Source organism: Actinomycetota bacterium (assembly GCA_030019255.1).
In the GTDB taxonomy this organism is placed as follows: domain Bacteria; phylum Actinomycetota; class Geothermincolia; order Geothermincolales; family RBG-13-55-18; genus Solincola_A.
This window is the reverse complement of the sequence record JASEFK010000010.1, coordinates 14,076-37,658: the sequence shown is the minus strand read 5'-3', so window position 1 is coordinate 37,658 and position 23,583 is coordinate 14,076. Positions and strand designations below refer to the sequence as shown.

Below are 23,583 nucleotides of genomic sequence, written 5' to 3'. Positions count from 1 at the left end.
AAGAGCATCCCCACACCGAGAGCGGGCCAAGAAAGCGCTCTCATGCCTGGAAAAACCCCCCTCGGGGAACACAGAACTGTCCCCATGCAAGGACAACGATCTTCACGGGGGTTTATACCATGAAACCACGGTTCGTGGGGTTGGCCGGAGTCATCCGGCGACAAGGGCTACGGGCTTTGCGAAGGTCGGCGGAAATAAAAAAGTCCCCATCCGGAACCGCCGTCCCGCAAAGCCCACACCTGTATCGGAAAATGTTAATCTTGTTCTTGTCACCATGATTAGGGTTAGAAAACTTGTTATTAAGGGCTATACGGAAAAAGATTAAAAGATTTAGCTATAATTTTAGCTATAATAAAGGAGGATTAAATATCTTTCTCATGAGCCAATTTCCTGGCAGGAATAGTAGTCGTATTCCGGCTGGGAGGTGGAGTGTGCTGAAGGTAATGGGCAGAGACGCCGCTCTATATCAGACGAGGTATGGAATCCTTCATCGCTTTCAGGAGCAGCTTATAGAGGCCCTACTCGATCCCGGTGTAGGGATGATCAAAGTGGAAGCACCCGTTGGCGTCGGAAAAACGACCGTTATCCGAAAGGCCCTTGAATATTATGAAGGACCGATAATCGCTACCTTCCCAACCACCATTCTGGTTAACGCCCAGGCTGGGAAGATCTCTGAAGGTGCGGATGTATACCATTGGCCGAGGAAAACGATTGACAAGAGAAAAAGATACGATTTTTCCCTTATCGAATATACGTCACAGTCGATTCTTGACTTGGCGAGGATAAACAAGGAAAGCTTCTCCGGTCCTCGGGGTGGACTGCTAGACCGGTTATTCCGTCTGACTCCGATGCTTTCGGGTAAGAGCATCGTTTTAACCACGCCTGATGTTCTGTGGCTGGTATATTCCGACAAGTATAAACACAGTAAACGTTTGAAAGAAGACCTAACTAAATCCGTCGTATTTTTTGATGAATTCCACTGCTACTGCGACTTGAAGAACTTTTACAAGTTGCTCGAGAAACTGGGTAAAGGTTTCGTTTCTAAGGTGGTGTTGATGTCCGCCACGCCCTTCATGCGCGAGGATTTGATGTTTGAATTTCCGGGCGAGCAGGTAGAGATCAGTTTCCAGGAGCAAGAAGAGGGATGCTGCGGGAAACGCACGTTCAATTACCCCTTGGAGGTCGAAATCCATGAAGCCAATTATCGTAGCTATGAGGTGATGCTCGATGTCTTGAAAGCATGCATAAAGGACCTTCCTAAACCCGCTGCGGTGATATTCGATTCCATCTTCCGCCTGATGCAGGTGGAACCGGAGCTTAAGGAGGAATTCCCAAGCATTAGCTTCTCTCGCTATGACGGGTTGAGAAAGGATAACCTCGAACTTGCACACAATACGGTGGTACTGGGGACTTCATCCGTTGAGGTGGGAATAGACATGGACTTCGCCTCCCTGGTATTTGAGGGCAGCAGCTGGACCACCGCCATTCAGAGGCTGGGTCGAGTGGGAAGGAGGCGCCCGGGGCAAGTTCTGCTTCTAAGCGATCGCAGCTTTGAGCCTTACAGGCCCCGGGAGGTGGAGATTTCCCGTTCTGCGTTTGAAAATATCCTTAAGGAGTACCTGCCTGATCCCAGGTCGGACTGGATAAGCGGCGAGCTTTTCAGGGGGGACGCGCCCTCCTTTTTACTCATCGACATGAAGGGAAAGCCCTATTTCTACGGCCCGGGCATCTTTTCCATGTATGAGATAATGGAATGGGACGACTACGTTTCGGATAAACTTGAGCTTCAAAAAATTCTAGAAGAAATGGGTATCCGAAGAACTGAGATAGATGACACATTGCTACATCTATCCTTGTTCCCAGTGATGGGAATACTGAGGGCCAGGGGGTTTCGGAAAAATTATGTCCCCATCAGTTCCCTTGAATCCACCGAGGATGAATGCGTGATCCGATTGGAAAACGGAGAGACCTTCTATTTTCAGATGGAGGTAGGCCATGATTGATAATCTCAGGGCCTTTCTCAAGCCTCAGGTCGGTTACCTGGCCAAATCTAGCGGAGAACAACTCTGGGTGCACCATTATACGGTTTATAAGGTTTGCATGCGCATCCTGGAGCTCCTGCCCGCTTTCCCGGAAGACCTTGTGAATCCACTCCAGCTGGCCTGTCTTACCCATGACCTGGGAAAGATGCGACCTCAAGCACAAAAGGTCCTCCGAGGGGCGGTTTCCACCTCTCGCGTGGTACACAAACCTGCTTATGATGAGATTGAGGCTTATATCGAGAAGGCGCGAGGCCTGCGGAGGCCGGCGAGTAAGAAGGAGATAAAGGCAGCCTACGATATGGCCGTTACTCATCACAGCGTCACCGACGAGGATGTGATAAGGAACTCAACCGCCTATTCCGCTTCCGGCGTACTGCTCCTTCGGGTGAGTGATTGGCTGGCCTCCATGGAAGAGATTGACCCCGACACTCTGGAACGCCTTAATACCATGTTTCTCATTCCCGGCTCCCCTCACCCCCTTTTGTATTTCACCTACTTCGAGGTAGGGAGAGAACCCGGACCCTCGACTTCGATCATCGCCTCTGAAGCGCTGGCGGCATTTGAGGAATTGGGTTACAGGCGGCTGGTCCTTTTCCCGAACGCGGCCATTGTCGCCAAAGCTGGGGGCGTCGAATATCCGACCAAGGAAATCATCGCCAGGCGTGCTTACGAAAGGATAAGCAGGGATAGCTTGGTGAACATTAAACCCAACTACGGAACGAAGAACTTACTCATCGGCGCCTGCGCCGAGATGCCCCATTCATATCTGACCGTGCACAGCAACCAGATTCTCGAGGATTTATCGAAAGCCGACTTGAGGGCGCCGGCCTTTTTCAAGCTTTACGCAGAAATATTGAGCCTTTTGGGGTATGGACCAGGTGGCCGGGAGAACCCGTGGGCCCTGAACGTGGTTCATGGCCTTACGACTGGGGTGAGCGGCATACCTAAGGCTGGCCGGGAGTGGGAAAAGAAAACGGGCATCGAGCTTCCTAAACAGGATAACGGAAAGCTGAATCGCCTGGAATCGCTGAACACCCTTTTCGGCCATCTGACCCTATCCCAGCTTTTACCCGGAAAAGTATTGGATGCACTTGATAAGGAGCAGAAGCAGTTGATATCTCCATATGTCGACAAGACGCTTAGCAAGATGAAGCAGAAGGAACTCTTTGGTGTTTTACTTGCCCTTGCCGAAAACGTGAACGGGGGTGATTCTCAGAAGGAGAAAAGACTGCAGGAGATTGCGACCCTGGTTTCCTTCCCGGTGGAAGCTGATTTCGCGCAAATTGCAGCCGAAAGATTCCAGGCCTATAAGAGGTATAAGAAGAATCCCGATCCGGATAAGGGCGTTTGCGAGATGTGCGGCTCGGCTTTCACCCAGAAACCAGGTACGGAAGCGCCAGCTGGAGCCATTCAGTGTTTTTCCTACATCAAAGCTCATCCCAAGAAACCCCGCGCCGTTTGCCATCTCTGCGCATATGATATCGCCTTGATTCGTAATGAGGTGCGCCCAAACAACCATTCGATAACTATGTGGATAACGTCCAGGGTGGATCTCGAAATGGGTGCTCGCCTGGAGGAAGCCATCAAAAGGATAAACTCAAGCCTTAACAACCCGCGCTCCTTGAGTAAAATGATGCCCTTGAGCGAGAATTTTAACCTCCCCCTTCCGGAGCATTTCAAGCTTCCGCTTACCAAGAATGCAGCTGATCTCGAAAAGGACCTTGAAACGCCCACTAAATTCCTGCACACGCCATTCGGCCTCTTCGGTTACCTCGGGCAAGTCGCCGGCAAGGGATTCTCGGTGAAGAATCAACGCGCTGTTTACGCTGCCCTTTATGACATTCTCCGGCTCATAGGTTTCAACGTTTGCCTTACTAACGATTTGGAGTTCAGGTACGGTCTCTTTGGCGAGCAAAGAATTTCCACTAAGGAGAGTTTTTTCGACGCCGTTTCGATTATGCTGCTGTCCAAAACCTTCCCTCGGGAAAAGAAGAATCAATATTGCATAGCCGCAGACATCATTGCCAACCAACCTAGCCTGGCGATATCTCGTGCCGTTGAGACGGATGAAAACAATCGCCCTCTGTTAACTGAGGAACAGCTGAAATTCTACTTTCAAGCGCTAATGCGGTCAGACCGTCCACTTCTGAAAGGAGGAGAGATTACCATGGGAGAACTTCTGCGGGACGCGGCTTTCTTCGCCAGAAACATTAACAGATTCTGCGTGGAACCCGAGGAGAAAGGGGAATTCTGGCAAAACCTTACCAAGCACAAAGCGACAAAGCCGGTCATGGCCGCGCTTAACGCCATGATGAGGGGTCATGATTTTGATGTGGCCATATCCGCGTTCATGGCCCAGCTGTCAAACAAGATTGCCAAGGAGGATCGAAGGGAGCTAGATGATTTTGTGCGCCGGTCAAAGGAAATCTTTGAAAGGTATTACCAGCTTCGTCAATCCAGCTTCTCCGATTTTCTGAAGGCGAAAAACGCGCTCATGAACGCCATTTTCGCCTTCACGAGGTACAAGGATTTAGACTCCGTGCTGGTTGAAGGCTGACGGACAGGGTGTTGTGAATGCATGAAGGAGTGGATGGAAGGAGGAGGTGCCGAGATGTCTGTTGACTTCTACACCGACGTTTCCAAGCTGCCGCGCGCCCGTTACCTGCAATTGGTGACCTCGATCAAGCTGTTGGATCCCGCAATCATCCGGTCCAACGAGCCGGAGGAGGTATTGACCTTCACCTACGAGGAACCGCTTGGAGAACGCTTCATCATTCCATGGAGAAAAGTAAAGGCCAAGCTGAGAAGGCTGGTTGCCGAGAGGGGACGCGACCTCGGCTACGGGGTGGATTGTTTCCTGAAGGAATCGCTTTGCATGGCCTGTCCCACGTGCCTTCTTTTCGGTGGGACGGGGGAGACCAGTACCGCCAAGGTGGACTACAATCTAATGTCCAGGGTTCTCGGCGAGACCTTCATATCCAGGAATAGGGGCGTGGAACCCTGGAATTACACAGCCAACGCTGTTGGGGAAGTGAAGCATACCACTGGACAGGCTCTTATGACCCTGATAACCGTTCCCGCGGATACCGAGTTCATCGGAGTGATCACCCTGAAAGACCCCACGCCGGAGATGGCGGCACTCCTGGTGGACGGAATAGAAAGGCTGACTCGCATCGGAGCACGCAGCATCGAGTGGGGTAGATGCAAAATGGATATTTTGGGCGGAGGAATATTCGACCGCGAGAAGTACGCAGCGTACGAGCTCTTGCGGGAGGACGAACTTTCCAAGGTGTCACCCTTGAAACTGAACCTTCCGGACGTAGGGAAATCATTTAAGAAACTCCAATCTGAGATGGATAAGCTGGTGAAAAGCGTCAAAGCTTCGGGTGATTGAAATGGAGGTTTACCGCTACTTCGTGGAGCTGCAGGATTTCCTGTTTTACGCCCAAGAGGCTGTCGCCGGGACGGTTACTCCACGGTGGCTGCATGCCACGGCCATGAATTATGCCTTGGCCTACGTCATGAACATTATCCCTGAGGAGCAACCGTACTTGATGAGGTCGGATGGCGGCCGGAATGTGCCCGCCTATAAATCGTCTCTTATTCCTAAGGCCGGCTTCTACGCCACGGCGGCAGGTTTAGATAACATGTCTCGCGCCAAGCTTTCAACTTTCCTGGTAAAAGGAGATGGTGAGGGTTATGGGTACATTACCGGAAAGGGAGGGGAAGTCCTTAGAGTAAGCAGAGTATCCATGCTCCCTCCAGGGACTGTTTTCAAAGGTTTCATTATCAGTAGTAAACGGCGTGAATTTCCATCTCGCATCAGGCTTGGAAGATTCCGAATACCCACTCGTTTGGGCCTGACCAGGGGGGAAGTGGTTTCGAGGCATGAAAAGCACGTTGTCGACCATCCCGTGGATCCCCTTGTAACCAAGGTGAAAAAAGGTGTGCTGGTTCCTATTTTACCGTACCCGTTGGTGGTCAAGGCATATTTGGAGGACTGCTTGGTCGTGAGGTTCGACGAGGGCACATATTACGTTGCCGCGCCAGATTTTTTGTTGAGTGGCGATGAATAGCGTGCGCTGGGCCTATATAGTACTCGAGGACCTTCGAGGGCTCTGCCCTGACTCGGGCGCTCTCAGGCGTTGGGTAAATGCCGCTTTTCCCGACAATCCCCTTCTTCATCAGCACGATCCCGTGCAGGGCAAACCGGTTTTTCAATATCCCCTGATTCAGTACAAGATCATTGAGGGGCTTCCCCTGATTTTCGGCATAGAAGATGGGGTTGAGGAAGTTCGAGAAATCTATATTCATACGAGTGAAGGGGGGGTCAGGCTAGGCCCGGCTGTAATCCAGAGAATAACCATTAAGGAGGGCAGTTCCTCATTGGGTGAGTCAGAGCCACAACAGTACTATTTTCTCACCCCTTGGCTGGCCCTGAACAAAGAAAATCTAAATAAGTACTGGGAAGAAAAAAGCTGGTCTAAAAAGAAGGAGCTCCTTAGAGGCATATTGATAGGCAACATTTTATCCATGGCGAAGTCACTGGGAATAATGATTGATTTCCAGGTGAGGATAAGAACGATGCTGGATATCCTCAAAGTCGAAATTCCAGGTCACCATCTCGTCGCCCGTGGCTTCGACGGTGTCTTTGAGGCAAACCTGGAGTTGCCGCCTCTCATTGGCCTTGGGAGGCATGTTTCCCTCGGCTTTGGCACGGTGGCAAAGGAGACCGGAAATTGGACCTCATAATTGACACCTTTGGCACGACAGTGCGTAAACGAGGAAATTGCTTTCTGGTCAAGCGTGGATCAGAGGTTGAGGAAATATGTGCCGACGATGTGGTTCAGGTGATCATGAGCGTGGGAACGCACATTTCCACGGATGCCATCGCGCTCGCAGCAGAAAAGAACGTGGATATTGTATGTGTTTCGAGGTTCGGGGATCCCATCTCCAGGATATGGCCCTGCAAATTCGGCGGTACGGCCTTGACTCGTAGGAGGCAGATGGAAGCACTCTACGATCGCAGAGGAGTATTGGTTGCCGGAGCCATGGTCAGGGCAAAGTGTTTGAACCAGGCGTATTTTCTTAAGGCCTTGAACAAGGAACGATCTATCGGGGAAGTGCAAGCAATCAGCGACGAGATATTGAAGAAAGCCAAATCGGCTTATTGGAAAGCTGATTCCATCGATGCCGTTAGAAATGACATCTTTGCCCTGGAAGGTGGTTGTTCCCGTTTATATATCCAGGCTTTAACCATGATTATCCCTCCGGAATACGGCTTTTTCGGTCGTGAGAAGAGGCCGCCTAGAGACCCAGTGAATGCCGCGCTTTCATATGGATATGGGGTTCTTTACGGGAAAGTGGAGAGGGCATGCATATTGGCGGGCCTGGATCCTTTTCTCGGTTTCTTACACACCGACAGGTTTGGCAAACCTTCTCTAGTGCTGGATATGATGGAGCCCTTTCGCCAGCCAATTGTAGACCGAGTCGTAACCACCCTCTTTACCAGGAGGTCTTTCAACGATGATGATTTCTTAAGGCTGGAGGATGGGGGAGGCGTATATCTAGGCGACAAAGGACGAAAGAAGTTGCTTGAGAAACTATACGAAAGATTAGACACCAAGATCAGTTACAAGGGAAGAAAGGTGAAAATGCAGGATATTATCCTTTTAAGTATTAGGGAAGTTGCCAACTTCTTGCTTGGAGAAACTCAAAAGATAGGCGGATTTGTTTACAGGTGGAATTGAATGAAGGTCTTAACCATCTACGACATAAGTGATAATCGTTTTCGTAGCCGGGTAGCCCGTAAGTTAAAGGATTTAGGCTTAAGAAGAGTCCAAAAGAGCTGTTTCGCGGGCGACCTTAGTCAGAATCGTATAGAAATGTTGGAGATTGAGATGACCAACCTTCTTCAAGATAAAGAAACCTATGACGTAAATGAATATGATGCAATTTACATACTTCCCATGTGCGAGACATGTTTTATAAGGAAAATGTTGCTGGGCCATAAAAGAAGGTTCCCCGATAAAAGTAAGGAGAGGTACAGGTTGGCATGAATAGGGAGGGTTACTGGTATGTGTCGGATGTTCTGAACCATATCTATTGTCCTTGGATTACGTTCAATTGGTATGTACTCCGAATACCACAGGCTAAGACCATAAAAACTGAGGAAGGAATCAGAAAACAAGAAGTCTTTGAGAAAAAAGTCAGGAAACATCCAGAAAGGGGCATAGGAGGGATAAAAGGAGCAATATCCATTAGGCAAAGATTGGTCAGGTCAAACAGGCTCATGTTGGCGGGAAAGTGTGATTATTTGATTTTTCCGGGGATGCGACCGGCTCCACTCGAGTTGAAAGACGCATGGACCCCCAGGGGTAAGCCAAGAAAAAACCACTTGATTCAATTAACCTGCTATACGATCATGTTAAGTGACGAGATAGGTTGTGATGTGAATATGGGATACATTCATTATCTTAAAGACGGTTTGACACAGAGGGTCATAGTTAGCATTGAAAATAAAAATTACGTGGAATCCATTATTAATGAGATGAACTTGGTCCTTGAAAAAGAAATAGTGTTGGGAAAGCCCATGTCATGGCGCTGTTGCACGGATTGCTGTTATCGTAAGATATGTGCAGGTTATGGTGGATCTTCCTAAATTTTCTCCAAAATGCGAAACACCATATTTTTCACAATATTCAACCCATAAAAACCTTTTATTTTTCATCTATTCTTTAGCTGTTGCATCGATAGAGCCAGGAAAACAAGCATTGAAGCATATTAGAGCCCTCATAGACCGTGCATTCATATTCCGGTTGCATCGATAGAGCCAGGAAAACAAGCATTGAAGCTCGGTGCCTTTGGCATGTCCGCTGACCAGTCGGGGCGTTGCATCGATAGAGCCAGGAAAACAAGCATTGAAGCCCAGCTACTGCGTCTGCGGGGAACCCAGGAAGAAAGTTGCATCGATAGAGCCAGGAAAACAAGCATTGAAGCATGAGGGGGATAGGTTCCTTCACCTCGTGCCCCGTGAGTTGCATCGATAGAGCCAGGAAAACAAGCATTGAAGCATCGAGTACGCCAGGTCCCGGAACTCGAGCTGGGACGTTGCATCGATAGAGCCAGGAAAACAAGCATTGAAGCTTCTTTAACCGGGCGCTATCATGCACTCACACCCGTGTTGCATCGATAGAGCCAGGAAAACAAGCATTGAAGCTTTAGTGGGAATATGTAAGTTAATGAACTTGAGGCCGGTTGCATCGATAGAGCCAGGAAAACAAGCATTGAAGCATGGGCGCGAACAGTCTTTTGTGTGAAGGTAGCACCAGTTGCATCGATAGAGCCAGGAAAACAAGCATTGAAGCATCCAAATTGCCATTTATGCTCCCCTTTCCTTATCTCGTGTTGCATCGATAGAGCCAGGAAAACAAGCATTGAAGCCGATATTCCTCGGTGCCACGAGGATCCACGTTGCGTGTTGCATCGATAGAGCCAGGAAAACAAGCATTGAAGCCTTAATTCCTTGAGATGCTTGGAGGTGATCCGAAATGTTGCATCGATAGAGCCAGGAAAACAAGCATTGAAGCTGGTACTGGGAAAGGGTCTACAAAAGCCAAATTTTGGGGTTGCATCGATAGAGCCAGGAAAACAAGCATTGAAGCAGTTTTCCGACAACTCATACTTGTCGCTAGGGAAAGTTGCATCGATAGAGCCAGGAAAACAAGCATTGAAGCCGCTATCCGAGTATATTATGGCGGCAATGGCACATAAGTTGCATCGATAGAGCCAGGAAAACAAGCATTGAAGCTATGTCGAGATCCCCGGCTGGCTGCGGCGGAAGCTGGTTGCATCGATAGAGCCAGGAAAACAAGCATTGAAGCTCCGCAGCGTCCAGAACCTCGCGCATCTCCTTGATCAGGTTGCATCGATAGAGCCAGGAAAACAAGCATTGAAGCTTGGCCTCTTCATAAAATTCCTTTTTTTCCATTGTTGGTTGCATCGATAGAGCCAGGAAAACAAGCATTGAAGCATGGATATGCCATAATTTGGATTGGCTTTCTCCCAAGGTTGCATCGATAGAGCCAGGAAAACAAGCATTGAAGCATGGTCTCGGCAACACACGATGTCATGATTTTCCAGGTTGCATCGATAGAGCCAGGAAAACAAGCATTGAAGCCTATTAGGGGGCTTGGAACTACGCAAGTGCAAATGGTTGCATCGATAGAGCCAGGAAAACAAGCATTGAAGCATCACCTAAAACATTTTGAAGACACACAAATACAGATGTTGCATCGATAGAGCCAGGAAAACAAGCATTGAAGCTAATTCTTGTGCCATTTGGTGCGCTGACCAGGGATCATGTTGCATCGATAGAGCCAGGAAAACAAGCATTGAAGCGCCGCATCGAAGACTAGCTTGGCCTGATCGCGCTTGTTGCATCGATAGAGCCAGGAAAACAAGCATTGAAGCCTCGCGCATAACTAATTACCGAGCGACCGCGCAAGGTGTTGCATCGATAGAGCCAGGAAAACAAGCATTGAAGCCCTCCATATTTTGGCAATACAAGCCAATCAACCGTGTTGCATCGATAGAGCCAGGAAAACAAGCATTGAAGCTTCTATAGCCCCTGATTCTTGAAGCTGGACGAACACAGTTGCATCGATAGAGCCAGGAAAACAAGCATTGAAGCTATCTCCTGGTTGCCGATAACGAGCCCGGCGCCGAGTTGCATCGATAGAGCCAGGAAAACAAGCATTGAAGCATCTAATGGGCCACGTCCATGATCGGATATTCGATAGGTTGCATCGATAGAGCCAGGAAAACAAGCATTGAAGCTAGCCATCCGCGCGGATGCAGGACTAGCTTGCATCCCCGGTTGCATCGATAGAGCCAGGAAAACAAGCATTGAAGCTGCGGAAAATTAGTCTTTAAGACATGAAAATATTGTTTGTTGCATCGATAGAGCCAGGAAAACAAGCATTGAAGCCGCATAGGAATTTTACAACAGGGATGGGATCTTAAAAGGTTGCATCGATAGAGCCAGGAAAACAAGCATTGAAGCTGGAAACCATCGTCGATATCGCGAAGTCCAGAATGATTGCATTAATGGAGTCAGGAAAAATTCCTTGACGCTATCAGAAGGGTTATCCTTTGTTAAGTTGGAGTTACCCAAAGCATTTAACGAAGAGCCGAAAAAATTGGAATGGCAGTCGCCCTTTCATAATGGTAATCGCTGCCAATCCACGGGCATGGGGTGTGCGGGGGTAGAACGGGTTCATGTGGCTCGCCGACATCTTACCATCCCAGCCATGGTGAGGGAATTTAATTCCTTCATCTGCAAAGGAGCGTGGCCCGTGCCCTGCAAGATAATGCTGATGCATAGGGTGTGGAGCCTGCTGCCGTGCAAAGAAAAGGGGTTTGCCGGAGGTTATAGGGAACGAATGGTAATTCGCAGGGTTGGCCGGAGTTGAGTGAAAAAGGGCTTTGGGTTTTGCGCCGGTCGGCGGAAACAAAAAGTCCCATCCGGAACCGCCGACCAGCAAAGCCCAACCTTTGCGGATCAACGCCCGTTTACCTTAATGCGATGGCCGAAAGGCCTCTTGGATGGTCCGGACTGTGGATTGCATCTCCTGGTTGCGTATCTGAAATGGTTTTCCCTTCCCGGATATGTACAATATGTACAATTTTCAAAGGCCGTCATAGGAGACGTTAAGAGCTTAAATCTTAGCAGTATAGGGGCTGTATCGTAAATCCCTTTACATGAGTCACACCTACTAACAAGGCGAGTTGGAGGTGAGGCAAACTTATACCTCAGCTTGTCTCCCTTTACATGTATCGAACCCTCGGAAGCCCAGTATGCTGGTTCCGGGCATGCGCTGATATACTTTAGCTTGGCCTCCTTTACAAGAGTTGTAGCCCGTCCATAAAATTTATTGTGGAGGCGAAAATCGCTGGACAAAGTGCTGCAGAGGACGGTAGGGAGGTCACAACCATGGAGGCAAAAACTCCCCGCATCCACCTTTTCCTCACGGCGAAGAAAACTTTTCTCATGACCACGTTGCTCCTCGTCTTCATCTTGTTTTTCGCCGGGTTCCCCTCCCCGCTCCTTCCATTTCACATGGAGGAGGCGAAGGCGGAAGTCACCTCTCATATCACGCGCCTTGTTTACCCCACCCTGGGATTTCCGCAGATCGTGCCCCGAGGTGGCACCTTTACCTTGGAGTTCGATTTTCGCATGGACGACCCCACGAAATCTTTGCCGGCGAGCATCGGAGACTGGAAAGCTACCCTGAGAGCCTGTAACGATTTCACTCCATTCACCGCGGATCTCCCCGTCCTGGGGGTAACCTACGGAACCAGCGATCGCTGGCCACAAGGTTCCGGGCGAAGGGTGTACGAGGTTTACAAGGTGACGGTCGAGGTTCCCTGCTCCGTCCCCTCGGACCTTTATGACCTCCATGTTTCCGTGCGGGCTGATCAGCAGACCATCACTGATTTCCAGCCCCATGCGGTGAGCGTGGTGGAGGAGCTTAAGGATAGTTATTCCTTCATCCAGATTACGGACGTGCACGTCTTCGATATCGAATATCCCACCTCCTCCTCCCACGATCGCGAGATAAGAAACGCTGTGTATCTCAAGAAGGCCATAGACCAAATAAACCTCATCCATCCCGATTTCGTTGTCATCACGGGAGACACCGTGTATGGACAGAGGTACATGCCCGAGGATTGGCCTCCTCCTCCCCCGCCGGAGCGAAGCGGGGATACGGAATACGAGTACGAATACAACTGGGCATACGAGGAATTTCTCCGCCTGGAAGTTCCAACCTTCATGATCATCGGAAACCACGACGGCTATTATGACACGGTTGACGACGGTTATAATTGGTGGGTGCGCAATTACGGGCCCCTCTTTTACTCCTTCGACTACGGCGACTCCCATTTCACCATGATCAACACCATGGACTGGGCCCAGGCGGATCGTACCTTGTACAAACAATGGTGGTACTCCATCGTACCCGTGTTGGAACCCGGAAAGTGGCAGGGTCAAGCGCTTTCCGGAGGGGACAAATTTGACGACAGCTCCGCTCCTCCTCCGGCAAATTATGGGAATCAATTGGGATGGATAAGGGATGACTTGGCCGCCCATCAGAATGCACGCCTCCGCTTTATGTGCAGCCATCACGACCCGGCTACCATCGAGGCCTGGAAGGACGAGAACTTGTTCATTTACGAGACGGGCGGTAGGGGAGAGGGGAGGAGGGCCTTGCTCCAGCTGGCCGCGGATTACCGGGTGCATATGTATCTCTCGGGTCACGAGCACCACGATCGCGTCGTCACCATGGATTGGAGCGAGGGCGGTGGGGCGACCATTTATGCCAATACCACCTGCCTTCAACCTATCAGCGGGGAAAGCGAGGACTATCCAGGTTACCGGCTGGTGGAGATCCAGAACAACGCCATTGTCTCCTATAATTACCTGTTGCCGAAGTGGTCCTACCCCTATTACGATGGGGTCAACGTAGGAGGAACCACCAACTTGGACAACCTCTATGATCCCGCCATCAGTTGTGTCTTTTCCAACGGCGAGGATTGGGGGAAAAAGGAGACTACCGTGCAGTGCATGGTCTCCAATCACCTGCAGAAGGCCTTTACCAGTGCGTACGTCGAATTTCACATGCCCGTCCCGGGCGAGAACTCTTACTATCGCGTGAGCGGTGCCGACAGCTGGTACATGTCCCAACCCCCCGAAAATGCCTCATGGGTGAACTACTACGTCCGTTTTCAGGCGCTTCCCTCCACCACCGCACGGATCACCCTTGAACCGGCGGCGGATACAACTCCGCCCAGTGGGTGGGTCCGGATAGAGGAGGGGGCCGAGCGCACCTCGTCCCTGGAGGTTTCCCTGACCCTCGGCGCCGATGACCCGGAATCGGGGGTGAGAGACATGATGATCTCCAACTATCCTGATTTCCGGGATGGGGTGTGGGAGCCTTTCAGGACAAAAAGGGAATGGAAGCTCCTGGAAGGCCCAGACGGGCCGCGACGGGTCTTCGTGAAGTTTCGCGACTTCACCGTTCCGGGGCACGAGTCGGAGATGGTCAGCGACTCCATCATGTACGTCGCCGGAGAGGGAGAGGAAAAAATCTACAAGTGGTACTTTGCAGAGGGGTACACCGGCGAGGGATTCCAGGAGTACATCTGCTTGGGAAACACCGGGGACGCTGACCTGGAGGTGGAGATAGATTATCACTTTTCCCAAGGACCATCGTTGGTCAAGACCTATCTATTACCCGCGAAGAGCAGGTCGACTGTGAACGTTAACGAGGAGGTGGGGGGCGGGAAGGAAGTTTCCGCCGTGGTTTCTTCATCCAGCCCCGCGGTGGTATGCGAAAGGCCCATGTACTTCCTTTATGGCGGTAGATGGGGCGGAGGCCATGACGTTTTGGGCGCCAGCGCCCCGAGTCGGACATGGTATTTCGCGGAAGGCTACACGGGACCGGGTTTCGAAGAGTGGATATGCGTGCTCAACCCCGGTGATAGTCCCTGCAACCTGACCTTCCGTTTCCAGACCCAGGAGAAAGGAGAAATCGTGAGGACCACCGATCCCCTGCCGCCTCACACGCGCGGTTCCTACTTAATAAACGATCTGCTCGGTCCCAATTACCAGTGTTCCCTGAAATTGGAATCCGATCAGCCGGTGGTGGCGGAGCGTCCCATGTATTTCCGTTATTCCGGCCTCTCTTATCGGGATTGGAGGGGAGGCCACTGCTTGATGGGGGAAACCATGCTCTACTCCTCTTACTATCTGGCGGAGGGAACCACCCGGAGAGGTTTCGAGGAATGGCTGACCCTGCAGAATCCCAATTCTCATCCCATCACCATCAACGCCGTGTACCAGTTGGGCAAGGGACAGGGAGACAACGTGACCAAAGCGTATCGCGTGGAAGGAGGAAGGAGGTTCACCGTCTTCGTGCCCTACGAGGTGGGCACGGAAAAGGATGTATCGGTATTCCTTTCCTCCACGGACCTCTTCTTCGCGGAAAGGCCCATGTATTTTTCCTACAAGGATAAGTGGGAAGGAGGAGATGTGACCTCGGGGGCGCCCTTCCCCTCCCGTGAATGGTATTTCGCCGAGGGCCACACCGGGAGTCAATTCGAGGAATGGTTGGTAATCCAGAACCCCCATGGGGAACGTGTCCAGGTCGATATTACCTACATCCCCGGCAAGGGGGATCCGGTAGTAGTGAGGCACGAGATCGACCCCGCCTCCCGCTACACCATATGGGTCAACGAGAATTGTCCCTACAAGGGCGATCTGAGCATCTCGCTACGGGCGAACCTCCCGGTGATGGCGGAGCGCCCGATTTATTTCCAGTTCCGGCCTGGGATGAACGGGGGGCACGTGGAGAAGGGCTTCGCTGGTTTCTAAGCGCTCCCGAGTTAGGGTCACATCTTCGGTCGTAACGCTTAGTTGGGAAAAATTATCATTGATGAACCGAAGATTGAAGATATGACCCCGTTCAGCTTACGTCTGCGTAGCTTACCACGCGGCGGAGGAACTCGTTAAGCATCAGGTCGCCGTCGGTCACCTCTATCCTCACCGCCTTCCTGGGGCACACCGAGACGCATATGCCGCAGCCCTTACACTCCTCCCCGATGATGGCGCGCTTGTCCTCCAGGCGGATGGCCCCGGTGAAGCAGGCCTTCATGCACTTACCGCAGCCGTTGCACTCCTCGGTGACCTCGATGCGCAGTCCCTCCAGGCGGTGCATCCTGCTTCTCATATCCGGGTCCCAGCTGTGGATGTTGCGCATGGCGATGCAGCAACAGGGGCAGCAGAAGCAGAGGGTAAGAAAACGCCCCCAGTCCTTCATCCTCACCCCCAGCATGAAGGGGTCGGGGTCCACGCGTCCGATCTGGAGGACCAGTCCCGCCGACACCGCCCTCTCCACGTGGGCCAGGGCCTCCTCCACGGAGACCGCCCTTCCGATGCTCTCGTCTATCTGCCTGGCTCCCTCCCCCATAAAGATGCAGCCTATCTCCATGGGATAGTCCTGGCACCGGCAGCCCACGCGGCAGAGGCACAAGGGAAGTATCACCCGGTGGCAGGAGCGGCGGATGATCTCCTCCACCGCCTGGCGGGGAACCACCGTGGAGCCCTCCTCCAGCTCCTGGTTGACGGGGACGAAGGTGACGTCATAGTGGTTGCGGTTTACTATCCACCCCGTCAGCCTCCCCACCACCGGCCAAGCGGTGGTACGAGCCCAGAAGTCGGTGACCGGCTGCCAGACCGCCGCCACCTTGAGGAACGTTTTCCAGTTCCTGGGAATCAATTTTTTCGCCATCGCGAACTCCCCTCTCGGAGGTCATGGAAACGGGAGGTGCCTGCTTCCAAAATCGGATTCCGGGAAGTGCACTCCATACTCAGGTTTGGGCGCTCTTCCTCCGCCGGCCCGCCTTCTTGCGCGCCACCACCTGGTCCACGAAGGTCTCCACCTCCCGCTGGAAGATCTCCATGGGCGTCTGCCGCTTGTCGAATACGTCGCCCACGAGGACCAGGGTGGGGATGCCCAGCCGCTTCAGGAGCTCGCGCCGGAAGAAGGAGATGGTACCCAGGGTGTGCTTGCAAGCGTGCACCCCCCCGAAGACGCAGGCGTCCGCCCCCAGGTCCTGCACGGCGTAGCAGATGTCGTCCACCCAGCGCAGGGAGATGGATTCCCCGCCCATCTGGCGGGTCATGGGATAGTCGAAGGCGATGTCCGCGTAGGCCCGCAACATGCTCTCCTTGGAGGAGTAGTCGATGGGCGGGAAGTAGTGGATAGCCAGGATGTCCCCCAGGATGGAGATGCCCCGCTTCTCCATCCAGGTGAAGTAATTGTAGAAGTCGAAGAGCCAATAGATATAGCTTATGTAGATGCGGGCCACCTCCTCGGGAGCCGTGTACTCCCCTTTCCGCAGCCTCTCCTTGGAGATATCCACCATGCGCTGCAGCACCTCCACGGCCTCCTCCCGGCCCCACATCTGGCTGCGCAGGACCAGCAGGGTCATGCTGAAGATGTTGGGCACCGGGCAGGGGCGGGCCTTCTTCAGCTCCCAGTATTCGTTGTAGAGCTCTACGGCGCGGTAGGCCCGCTGCATGACCTCGCGCAGCCGGTCCTCCCGGAGTTCCTCCCCCGTCCACTCCTCGAGCTCACGCACGAAGCGTAAAAGGTACCGGAAATACTGCTCGCGACCTCGGGGTGACTCGTCCACCGGCTTTTCAAGGATGAACTGGGGGATGCCCAAGTAATCGGCGGCGAAGGCATGTATCTTGGCGTTGGGGTTGCAGCTGCCGGGCGTGTTGTAGACGATGGCGTCGGGCTTGAGCCCCGGCCCGGCCAGGAGGGAGGCGATGCCGATGGTGTTCCCGGAGCACATGGAGTCGGGGAGCCCCAGGCTCATGGCGTAGTCCCAGAAGCGCTCCCCCTGGCCGTAGCAGATGTTGACGATGAGCCCGGAGACGATCTCCGTGCACAGGGGGAAGAGGGAGTCGAAGGCCCAGAAGAGCTCCGGGGGGAAGGTGAAGGGGATGAAGATGAGTTTTTTCCCCTCCGCCTGCGCCCGCTGCGCCTCCCACAGGATCTCCAGCACCTTCTTGAAGAAGAAGATCTCCAGCCCCCGGTTGGCGGGGAGCTCCAGGAGCCCCAGGGCGGTGTTTCTGAGCTCCGGGAAGACGAAATTGGCTAGTCCCTCCACGGCCTCGTCGCTCACGTCCTCGCCCACTTTGTAGATCATCTCCAGGATGCCCACGGCACGCTCGAAGCCGTTCTCCCCCGGTCGCATGACGAAGCCCTTCTCCATCACCGCTCACCTCCGCTTGGCGTCCTTCCGTAGATCTCTGCGCCCACCGGTTCCCATCGCTTATGCTTAGCGGGAGGGCGGTGCCTCCCGATCACCGCTCGCCTCCGCCCGGCTTTCCTCCCCAAGCCTTTCTTCCTCGGGCTCCCTCCCCCATGCCCAGCGGGAGCGAGATGGCGGTCCCCTTCCCTCGCCCCTCGCCTCCGCTCGGTTCCCCGCCCGGATTCCTCAAATCCAAGGGACTCCCTCCTCGCCGGCATGGGAGAGGAGAAGGCAGCCCCTTTTCCCATGCTCTCCTCCGCCGTATATCCGGTCTTGAGCCGCCACGCCAGACATCACACACTTCTTCCTATCCTCTCCAGGAAGGCCTGCACGCGCGTCTTTATCCGCCCCAGGTCGGCGGCGGCGCTGTACTCCTTCTCCAGGACCAGCACCGGGATGCCGGATTTTTCCAGGTCACGCCGCACCAGTACAGAGTCCGTGCCGTGCAGGTCGCAGAACTTGTTGTAGAGGTAGATGGCTCCGTCCACCCCGGCCCTCTCCGCCGTCTCCAGGACGTGGCTCCGGCGTTTGTCGTATTCCTTGTACATGCGGGGGCAGAAGATGCTGGTGAGATAGCCCTCCGCCAACTCGTCCAAGGGGTTGCCGGCGGTTCCCGGCCGGTGCAGGAAGGCCCGAGAGCCGAAGCATAGGGCGTCGGCCACCACCACTGCCCCCATCTCCTCGATCTCCTGGATCCAGGCCACCTCGTCGGTGGCCGGGCCGCAGAGCATGAGGCGGGCCTTGGCTTTTCTCCCGGGGTCGCGCTTCCTCTCCTCGATGAAGGAGGAGAGGAGGGAAGCGAAATCCCTCCCCGTCATGCGGGAGCCGGCCAGCTCCAGGGAGAGGGCCTCGCTCCCGGTGACCTTGGGCTCCGGTAGCTCCCGCAGCGCGCATAGCTCCCGCCACCTCTCCCGCACCAGGTTCCAGTCCTCTATGGCTTTCCTCAGCGCTTCGTCATCTACCTGGGCGGAAAAGTGAGAGGCCAGGTGCTCGCGGAGCAGCTCCAGCTCCCCCCGGAAGTAGTCCAGGGAATCGTCGCGGAAGAAGTGGGGCACCTTGAGGTAGTGGAAGAAGGGGAGGTTCTTGTTGTGCTGCCAGTTCTCGAACATGGCCCGCAGGTGGTCGCACCCGTTGGTCTCAATTAGGCCGTCTAAAAAGTTGTAGGTGCCGTCCAGGGCCAGCTGCAGGCAAGAGCGGCAGAAGGAGCAGTTGAAGAGGGACATCTCCCCGTCGGCCAGGTCGGTCCGGGGGTTGCCCAGGGCCTTGATGCGAAAGGGCAACAGCCCGGCGGCTTCGATGAGCTCAACCGGGGTAGCTAGGCAGGAGTAGCCCACTACCCGGCCACCTCTCTCCTTCCACTCCCGGACGTAGGGGTCGTAGATCTCCCTCGTCTCCAGGGCGGTTCCGGAAACGGCCATCCTTATCACCTCCCCTTAAGGCTGTTCGGTTCACCCGTATCGGTCGGATGACCGGAGTGCATCCATGCGGGCCTCGATGCGAGGTCTACGGCGAAGAGTGCCCCGTGAGAGCTTACCACCGGTACGAAGGGTTTTGCCTGCGCGTTTCGCCGGCCACCCTTCACCGGGTGACGAAGTTGGAGTCGTTGTGCCTCCCTTGGGTGCCGGTCGCGCCTGATATGTCGCACTGGAAAGATGAAATATGATCTCATTCCGCCCACCTCCTGCGGGACTTACGCGCCGGGCGCAGGCCGGACAGGTAGCCCCGGAAACCCTGGTAGATTATGGTGGTTATTCCCCGGACTAGGGTGCGCGCCAGCTCCGGCCTGGCGGCCAGGGTCTTGCGCAGGCGCGAGCCCGCCGTCCGCAGGAGCTCCTCCAGCTCGGAGCGGTCGAGCGCATCCAGGACGACTCCCGCGTACCCCTCGCCGGCGGTGGGTTGTTCCCGGAGGCGGCGGTTGAGGGCGCGCAGGGCCTCGTTGAGCCTCCGGGCCAGGACCTGCGCCTCCAACCTCTCCCGCAGCCCAGCGCGCAGGGGCCCGGAGATCTCCTTCCAGGGGAGAGAGGGTGCCCCCTCGGACGCGGTCCGCCCCGCCCTTTCCGAGAGGAGCGGTCCGCGCAGGAGTTCGGCTAGGGCACGGGAGAGGCGGGTGAGCTCCTCCGCGTCCAGGTTGCTCACCAGGGCCTCCCGCAGCCGGGAACGCGACTCCGGCGGCAAGGAGGCGATGTTTTCCAGGAGGTTGGAGAGGACGCGGAGGAAGGAATTGGCTAGGGAGGCGGCGGCCTCCAGCAGGGAGGAGGCCAGCTCGACGTCTCCCAGCGCCCGCTCGGCCAGGGAGGATACCAGGGCCTCCCCCTCCTCACCCAGGGCGGCCAGGGCCTCGGCCAGGAGGGGCTTGTCTATCCCCGAGGCAAGGTCGGAGGCGATACGGGAGAAGGGGGCCGTGGAGTAGAGGCTCCCGTCCCCCAGGATGTAGCTGCCGCGGTGCAGGTTGACCACGAAGGCGGCGCCGCCGTTTATCACCTCGGCGGCCTCCCTCCAGTCCACGTCCTCCAGGATGTTGAAGAGGGCGTAGCTCATGGCCTCCGCGGGAAGGTCCAGCACACGGAAGAGGGTCTTGAGCACCTGCAGGGCCTGGTTGGCGGCCGGGGCCACCACGCTGAAGAGGTTGACCAGGGCTACCGGGTTGTCCCCCAGGACCTCGATCTCCCGCCGCAGCCCCTCCAGGCGGTCCGATGCCCGGTAGGCGAGGGCCTTGCGCAGCTTCCCGAAGTCCACCGCCCGCGTGGTCCGGGAGAAGAAGTCCACCTGCTCCTCCACCAAAAGCTCGGGTCGCTCCTCGTGGAGGCGGATGAGGAGGCGGGAAAGCGAATTCAGGAGCTCGCCCGCCAGGTCGCCCTCCGCCCCCGGGAAGGCCCGGGCCAGGATGCGCGCCGTCTTCTCGGGAGGGAGGCTCTCCATCCTCTCCAGCACTATCCTGGCCGCCTCCAGGAAGGTCTGGGTCAGCAAGGGCAGGGACTCCAGGAGGGTCTCGGAAAGGCGGCCTTCCCCGTCCAGGAGTTCGCGACTCAGTTCCCGCGGGTCCTTACTGCCAATAGTTTCCAGGATGCCCGCGAGAACCTCCCGCAGGTCCTCCACCTTCACCTTCCGTCCCCCGTTGACGTCACTCATGTAAACCACCTCGCCGCTCGAAGTCTCCCCGGCATCGACCCGGATGCCCTCATCGTTTCCCTCCGCTGGGGTCTTCCGTTTCCCGCCGGCCACGTGGCGCCCCGTCCTTCCCTGCGGGCCTGGGAACCCATGGACCGCCCGGTCCCATGTCCCCCGGAACGCTGCGCGCCCCCGCCCGGGCCGGCAGGGTGACCCCACTCGAGGAGGGGCGAAGGGGCGGGGACTGCGATTCATTGAGTCTTTCATGGTGCGGGTGTGCCGCGAGGTCTTGCTTATGGTGCGGGTGTGCCGCGAGGTCTTGCGCCGACGCGGAAGTTACGGTTTCCTGCCTCTTTCCGGCGGGAATTCGCGCCTCCTTTGCGTGCTCCGCGGGCCCCCCTTCAGTTTCCGGGCGCGCCTTGGCCATGGACGCTCCGCCGTGGCTGAATTCTCACTCGCCTCCCTTCTTCCAGGGCTGGGCCCCGCAGAGCATGGCCACGTAGGCCACGAAGAACCAGAGGATGAGGTGCAGGCCCCAGGTGTTCACCTCCTTCTTTCTTATCTCCTTGGCCAGCAGGACGCAGGTCATGGTCTTGTAGAGGATCTGGACCAGGAAGAGGGGCAGGAACCTCTCCTGCGCCTCCTCGCTGCGCAGGGCGGCTGCGGAGCAGGCTCCCACCGAGGTGACGATGGTCCCGTAGATGCCCATCATCACCGGGTCCTCGTAGGGCCACTTGAGGATGGCCCGGGGCAGTCTCTGGTAGACGACCATGGGAGGACCCAGGCTGAAGCACATTGCCGTGTTGTAGGCGTACATGAACCTGCGCCACCTCTTTAACCTTTCTCTGGAGCCGCTCTCCACCGACACCGTTCATCCCTCCCTCGAGGTCCGATCAATACACGGCGCGACGCGCCGACCAGAACTCCATTCATTTCTTCCTCATCCTCTTCAGGCCCCTTTTAAGGAAGCGCAGGGCGAACAGCACGGCTAGCGCCCCGCAAGCCAGTTTCAAGGCCTTTCCGGTGCCTTCTTCCGCTTCCTTTCCCCTTTCCGGACGGGCCGCGGCGGCAAGCAGGGAGACCAGGCGGCGCGCTGTGCGGACCAGGGATGTGGTATCCATTTCCTTCCAGGCCCGGCGCAGGGTGCGGGCTATCTCCTCCCGGTTGGCCTCCAGACGGGCGGTGTTGCGGTCCAGCGCCTGGAGAACCCGGTTGAGGGCGGAGACTACCGCGTCGCGCACCTCCTCGGGCGGCCTCCCCTCCCCTACCACCAGCCGGCGGATGAGCTTCCCGTACACCTGGGGAAGTTCTCCCAGGCGCTCCCGGTCGATTCCGGAGCCGATGCGTCCCAGGATGTCCCGGAGCAGGGGCTCGGGGAGGCCATTGAGCTGGCGTCCCAGCTCGAGCAGGAACTCCAGGAGCCAGTTGGCGGCGTCAGGCAGGGCCCCGAAGAGACTCATGGAGATGCCGGGGTCCCCCCAGAGGAGGGTCTTGACCAGGCCGGATGCGCTCTCCGGCCGGATGTCCTTTATCTGCAGGAGGAAGACCTCCTTGAGGGCGGGGGTGGCGATGATCTCCTTGAGGATCCTCTCCCCCAGTCCGGCGTTTGCTTCCTGGCGTTCCATGCCTTCACCCCCTGTTCCTTGCCCGGTTCTTACCCGGGAATACGGTGCTCCGGCGAACGGGAAGGGAGATGCTTTCCAGGCCGTCTTCCTTTCTTGCTTCTCCGGATATTACCTTGGGTTCACGTGCCGGCAGGGCAGAAAGTGGAGAACGTTCCATGCTCCCACCCCCTAGGATTCCCGGGCGCCGCCGGTCTTCCCGCCGGCGGTCTTGGTCCCGGTGTCGGTCTTTTTTGCGGCACTCTTCGTCCCCCCGGACTTGGAAGCCGCCTTCTTCGCCGCCGGTTTGGCAGGCATTTCCAAAAGCGGCTTTATAACGTGCTTCACGAAGTCCGGGTTCTCCTTGAGGGCCCCCCTGAAAGCCTGAATGAAGGCGTGTGTGGCGGAGTCCTTGTCCCGGGCCCTCTCCGCCGCCTTGGCCATCCAGGCACTCACCCTATCCTCCAGGGAGACCTCCCCCAGGGCGGTGGCGAAAGAGGCCGAAAAATCCCCGCGCAAGGAGGAGAGGCTGCGGCGCAGGCCGCTCTCCTCCTCGGAGAGCCCCAGGGAAAGCCCCATCTTCACCAGCCCTCCCATCGCCTCCCCCAGCGCCGCTCCGTCCAGGTCCTCCACGATGCGATGCAGAAGGTCCTGGAGGAGGGGAGAGGGCATGGAGTTCATCTGGGCGGCCACCTCGGCCAGGGCCTGGAAGGCGGTGTTCAGGAAGGCGGGCAGAGTTCCCAGCACGGACATGAGCAGGCCGGGATCCTGCCAGAATATGGTGCGGACCAGGCGGCGGGCCGCCGGGGGGTCCATCGCGTTGAGCAGGGTGATCACCGTCTCCTTGAACTTGGGGGTGCTGATGAGCTGGCGCAGGATGCGATCCAGGGCGTCCACCAGCCCCCGCGTCTCCACTTCCGTCGGGGTTCCCGTCTCCACGGCCATTT

16 protein-coding genes and 1 CRISPR repeat array are annotated in these 23,583 nt (G+C 55.7%); of the genes, 9 read left to right on the top strand and 7 right to left on the bottom strand.

Features of this window, described 5'->3' with window-relative positions; all coding sequences use genetic code 11:
* Positions 1 to 431: 431 nt before the first annotated feature.
* The 9 genes from cas3 (at position 432) to QME84_09415 (ending at position 15,477) form a co-directional block, all read left to right on the top strand.
* Positions 432 to 2,003, top strand: a complete 1,572-nt coding sequence (gene cas3 / locus QME84_09455; GenBank protein ID MDI6874488.1) for a type I-D CRISPR-associated helicase Cas3' — start codon at positions 432 to 434, stop codon at positions 2,001 to 2,003.
* Positions 1,996 to 4,599: a hypothetical protein gene (locus tag QME84_09450; protein MDI6874487.1), complete on the top strand. Its 2,604-nt coding sequence runs from the start codon at positions 1,996 to 1,998 to the stop codon at positions 4,597 to 4,599. Before cas3 ends, QME84_09450 begins: the two co-directional genes overlap by 8 nt.
* Before the next feature lie 21 nt (positions 4,600 to 4,620).
* A complete protein-coding gene (gene cas7d / locus QME84_09445) occupies positions 4,621 to 5,436 on the top strand; it encodes a type I-D CRISPR-associated protein Cas7/Csc2 (GenBank protein ID MDI6874486.1) in 816 nt (271 codons plus the stop codon).
* Between the two features lies 1 nt (position 5,437).
* Positions 5,438 to 6,118, top strand: a complete 681-nt coding sequence (locus tag QME84_09440; GenBank protein ID MDI6874485.1) for a hypothetical protein — start codon at positions 5,438 to 5,440, stop codon at positions 6,116 to 6,118.
* Position 6,119: 1 nt separating this feature from the next.
* Complete coding sequence (locus QME84_09435) at positions 6,120 to 6,794, top strand: CRISPR-associated endonuclease Cas6 (protein ID MDI6874484.1); 675 nt, start codon at positions 6,120 to 6,122, stop codon at positions 6,792 to 6,794.
* Entirely contained in the window at positions 6,782 to 7,792 is a 1,011-nt protein-coding gene (gene cas1 / locus QME84_09430) for a CRISPR-associated endonuclease Cas1 (protein ID MDI6874483.1), read from the top strand. Before QME84_09435 ends, cas1 begins: the two co-directional genes overlap by 13 nt.
* Positions 7,793 to 8,101, top strand: coding sequence for a CRISPR-associated endonuclease Cas2 (cas2, locus tag QME84_09425; protein ID MDI6874482.1), 309 nt, complete (start codon positions 7,793 to 7,795; stop codon positions 8,099 to 8,101).
* The gene (gene cas4 / locus QME84_09420; protein MDI6874481.1) at positions 8,098 to 8,703 is read left to right on the top strand and encodes a CRISPR-associated protein Cas4; all 606 of its coding nucleotides are present in this window, start codon (positions 8,098 to 8,100) and stop codon (positions 8,701 to 8,703) included. Before cas2 ends, cas4 begins: the two co-directional genes overlap by 4 nt.
* 82 nt (positions 8,704 to 8,785) lie before the next feature.
* Positions 8,786 to 11,178: direct repeats of the CRISPR family, unit length 37 nt; unit sequence GTTGCATCGATAGAGCCAGGAAAACAAGCATTGAAGC.
* Positions 11,179 to 12,036: 858 nt separating this feature from the next.
* Positions 12,037 to 15,477, top strand: a complete 3,441-nt coding sequence (locus QME84_09415) for a metallophosphoesterase (GenBank protein MDI6874480.1) — start codon at positions 12,037 to 12,039, stop codon at positions 15,475 to 15,477.
* A gap of 91 nt (positions 15,478 to 15,568) precedes the next feature.
* On the opposite strand, the gene QME84_09410 is transcribed toward QME84_09415, so the two are convergent.
* From QME84_09410 to QME84_09380, 7 genes are all read right to left on the bottom strand, one after another.
* Complete coding sequence (locus tag QME84_09410) at positions 15,569 to 16,393, bottom strand: 4Fe-4S binding protein (GenBank protein ID MDI6874479.1); 825 nt, start codon at positions 16,391 to 16,393, stop codon at positions 15,569 to 15,571.
* 79 nt (positions 16,394 to 16,472) lie between these two features.
* Complete coding sequence (locus tag QME84_09405) at positions 16,473 to 17,888, bottom strand: 2-hydroxyacyl-CoA dehydratase family protein (GenBank protein ID MDI6874478.1); 1,416 nt, start codon at positions 17,886 to 17,888, stop codon at positions 16,473 to 16,475.
* Between the two features lie 332 nt (positions 17,889 to 18,220).
* Positions 18,221 to 19,345 (bottom strand): 2-hydroxyacyl-CoA dehydratase family protein, encoded by a 1,125-nt coding sequence (locus QME84_09400; protein ID MDI6874477.1) that lies wholly within the window; start codon positions 19,343 to 19,345, stop codon positions 18,221 to 18,223.
* A gap of 247 nt (positions 19,346 to 19,592) precedes the next feature.
* Positions 19,593 to 21,056, bottom strand: a complete 1,464-nt coding sequence (locus QME84_09395) for a hypothetical protein (GenBank protein MDI6874476.1) — start codon at positions 21,054 to 21,056, stop codon at positions 19,593 to 19,595.
* A 430-nt stretch (positions 21,057 to 21,486) separates the two neighbouring features.
* Positions 21,487 to 21,903, bottom strand: coding sequence for a hypothetical protein (locus QME84_09390; protein MDI6874475.1), 417 nt, complete (start codon positions 21,901 to 21,903; stop codon positions 21,487 to 21,489).
* 61 nt (positions 21,904 to 21,964) lie between these two features.
* Positions 21,965 to 22,660: a hypothetical protein gene (locus QME84_09385; GenBank protein ID MDI6874474.1), complete on the bottom strand. Its 696-nt coding sequence runs from the start codon at positions 22,658 to 22,660 to the stop codon at positions 21,965 to 21,967.
* A gap of 168 nt (positions 22,661 to 22,828) precedes the next feature.
* Positions 22,829 to 23,581 (bottom strand): hypothetical protein, encoded by a 753-nt coding sequence (locus QME84_09380; protein MDI6874473.1) that lies wholly within the window; start codon positions 23,579 to 23,581, stop codon positions 22,829 to 22,831.
* Between the last annotated feature and the right edge of the window lie 2 nt (positions 23,582 to 23,583).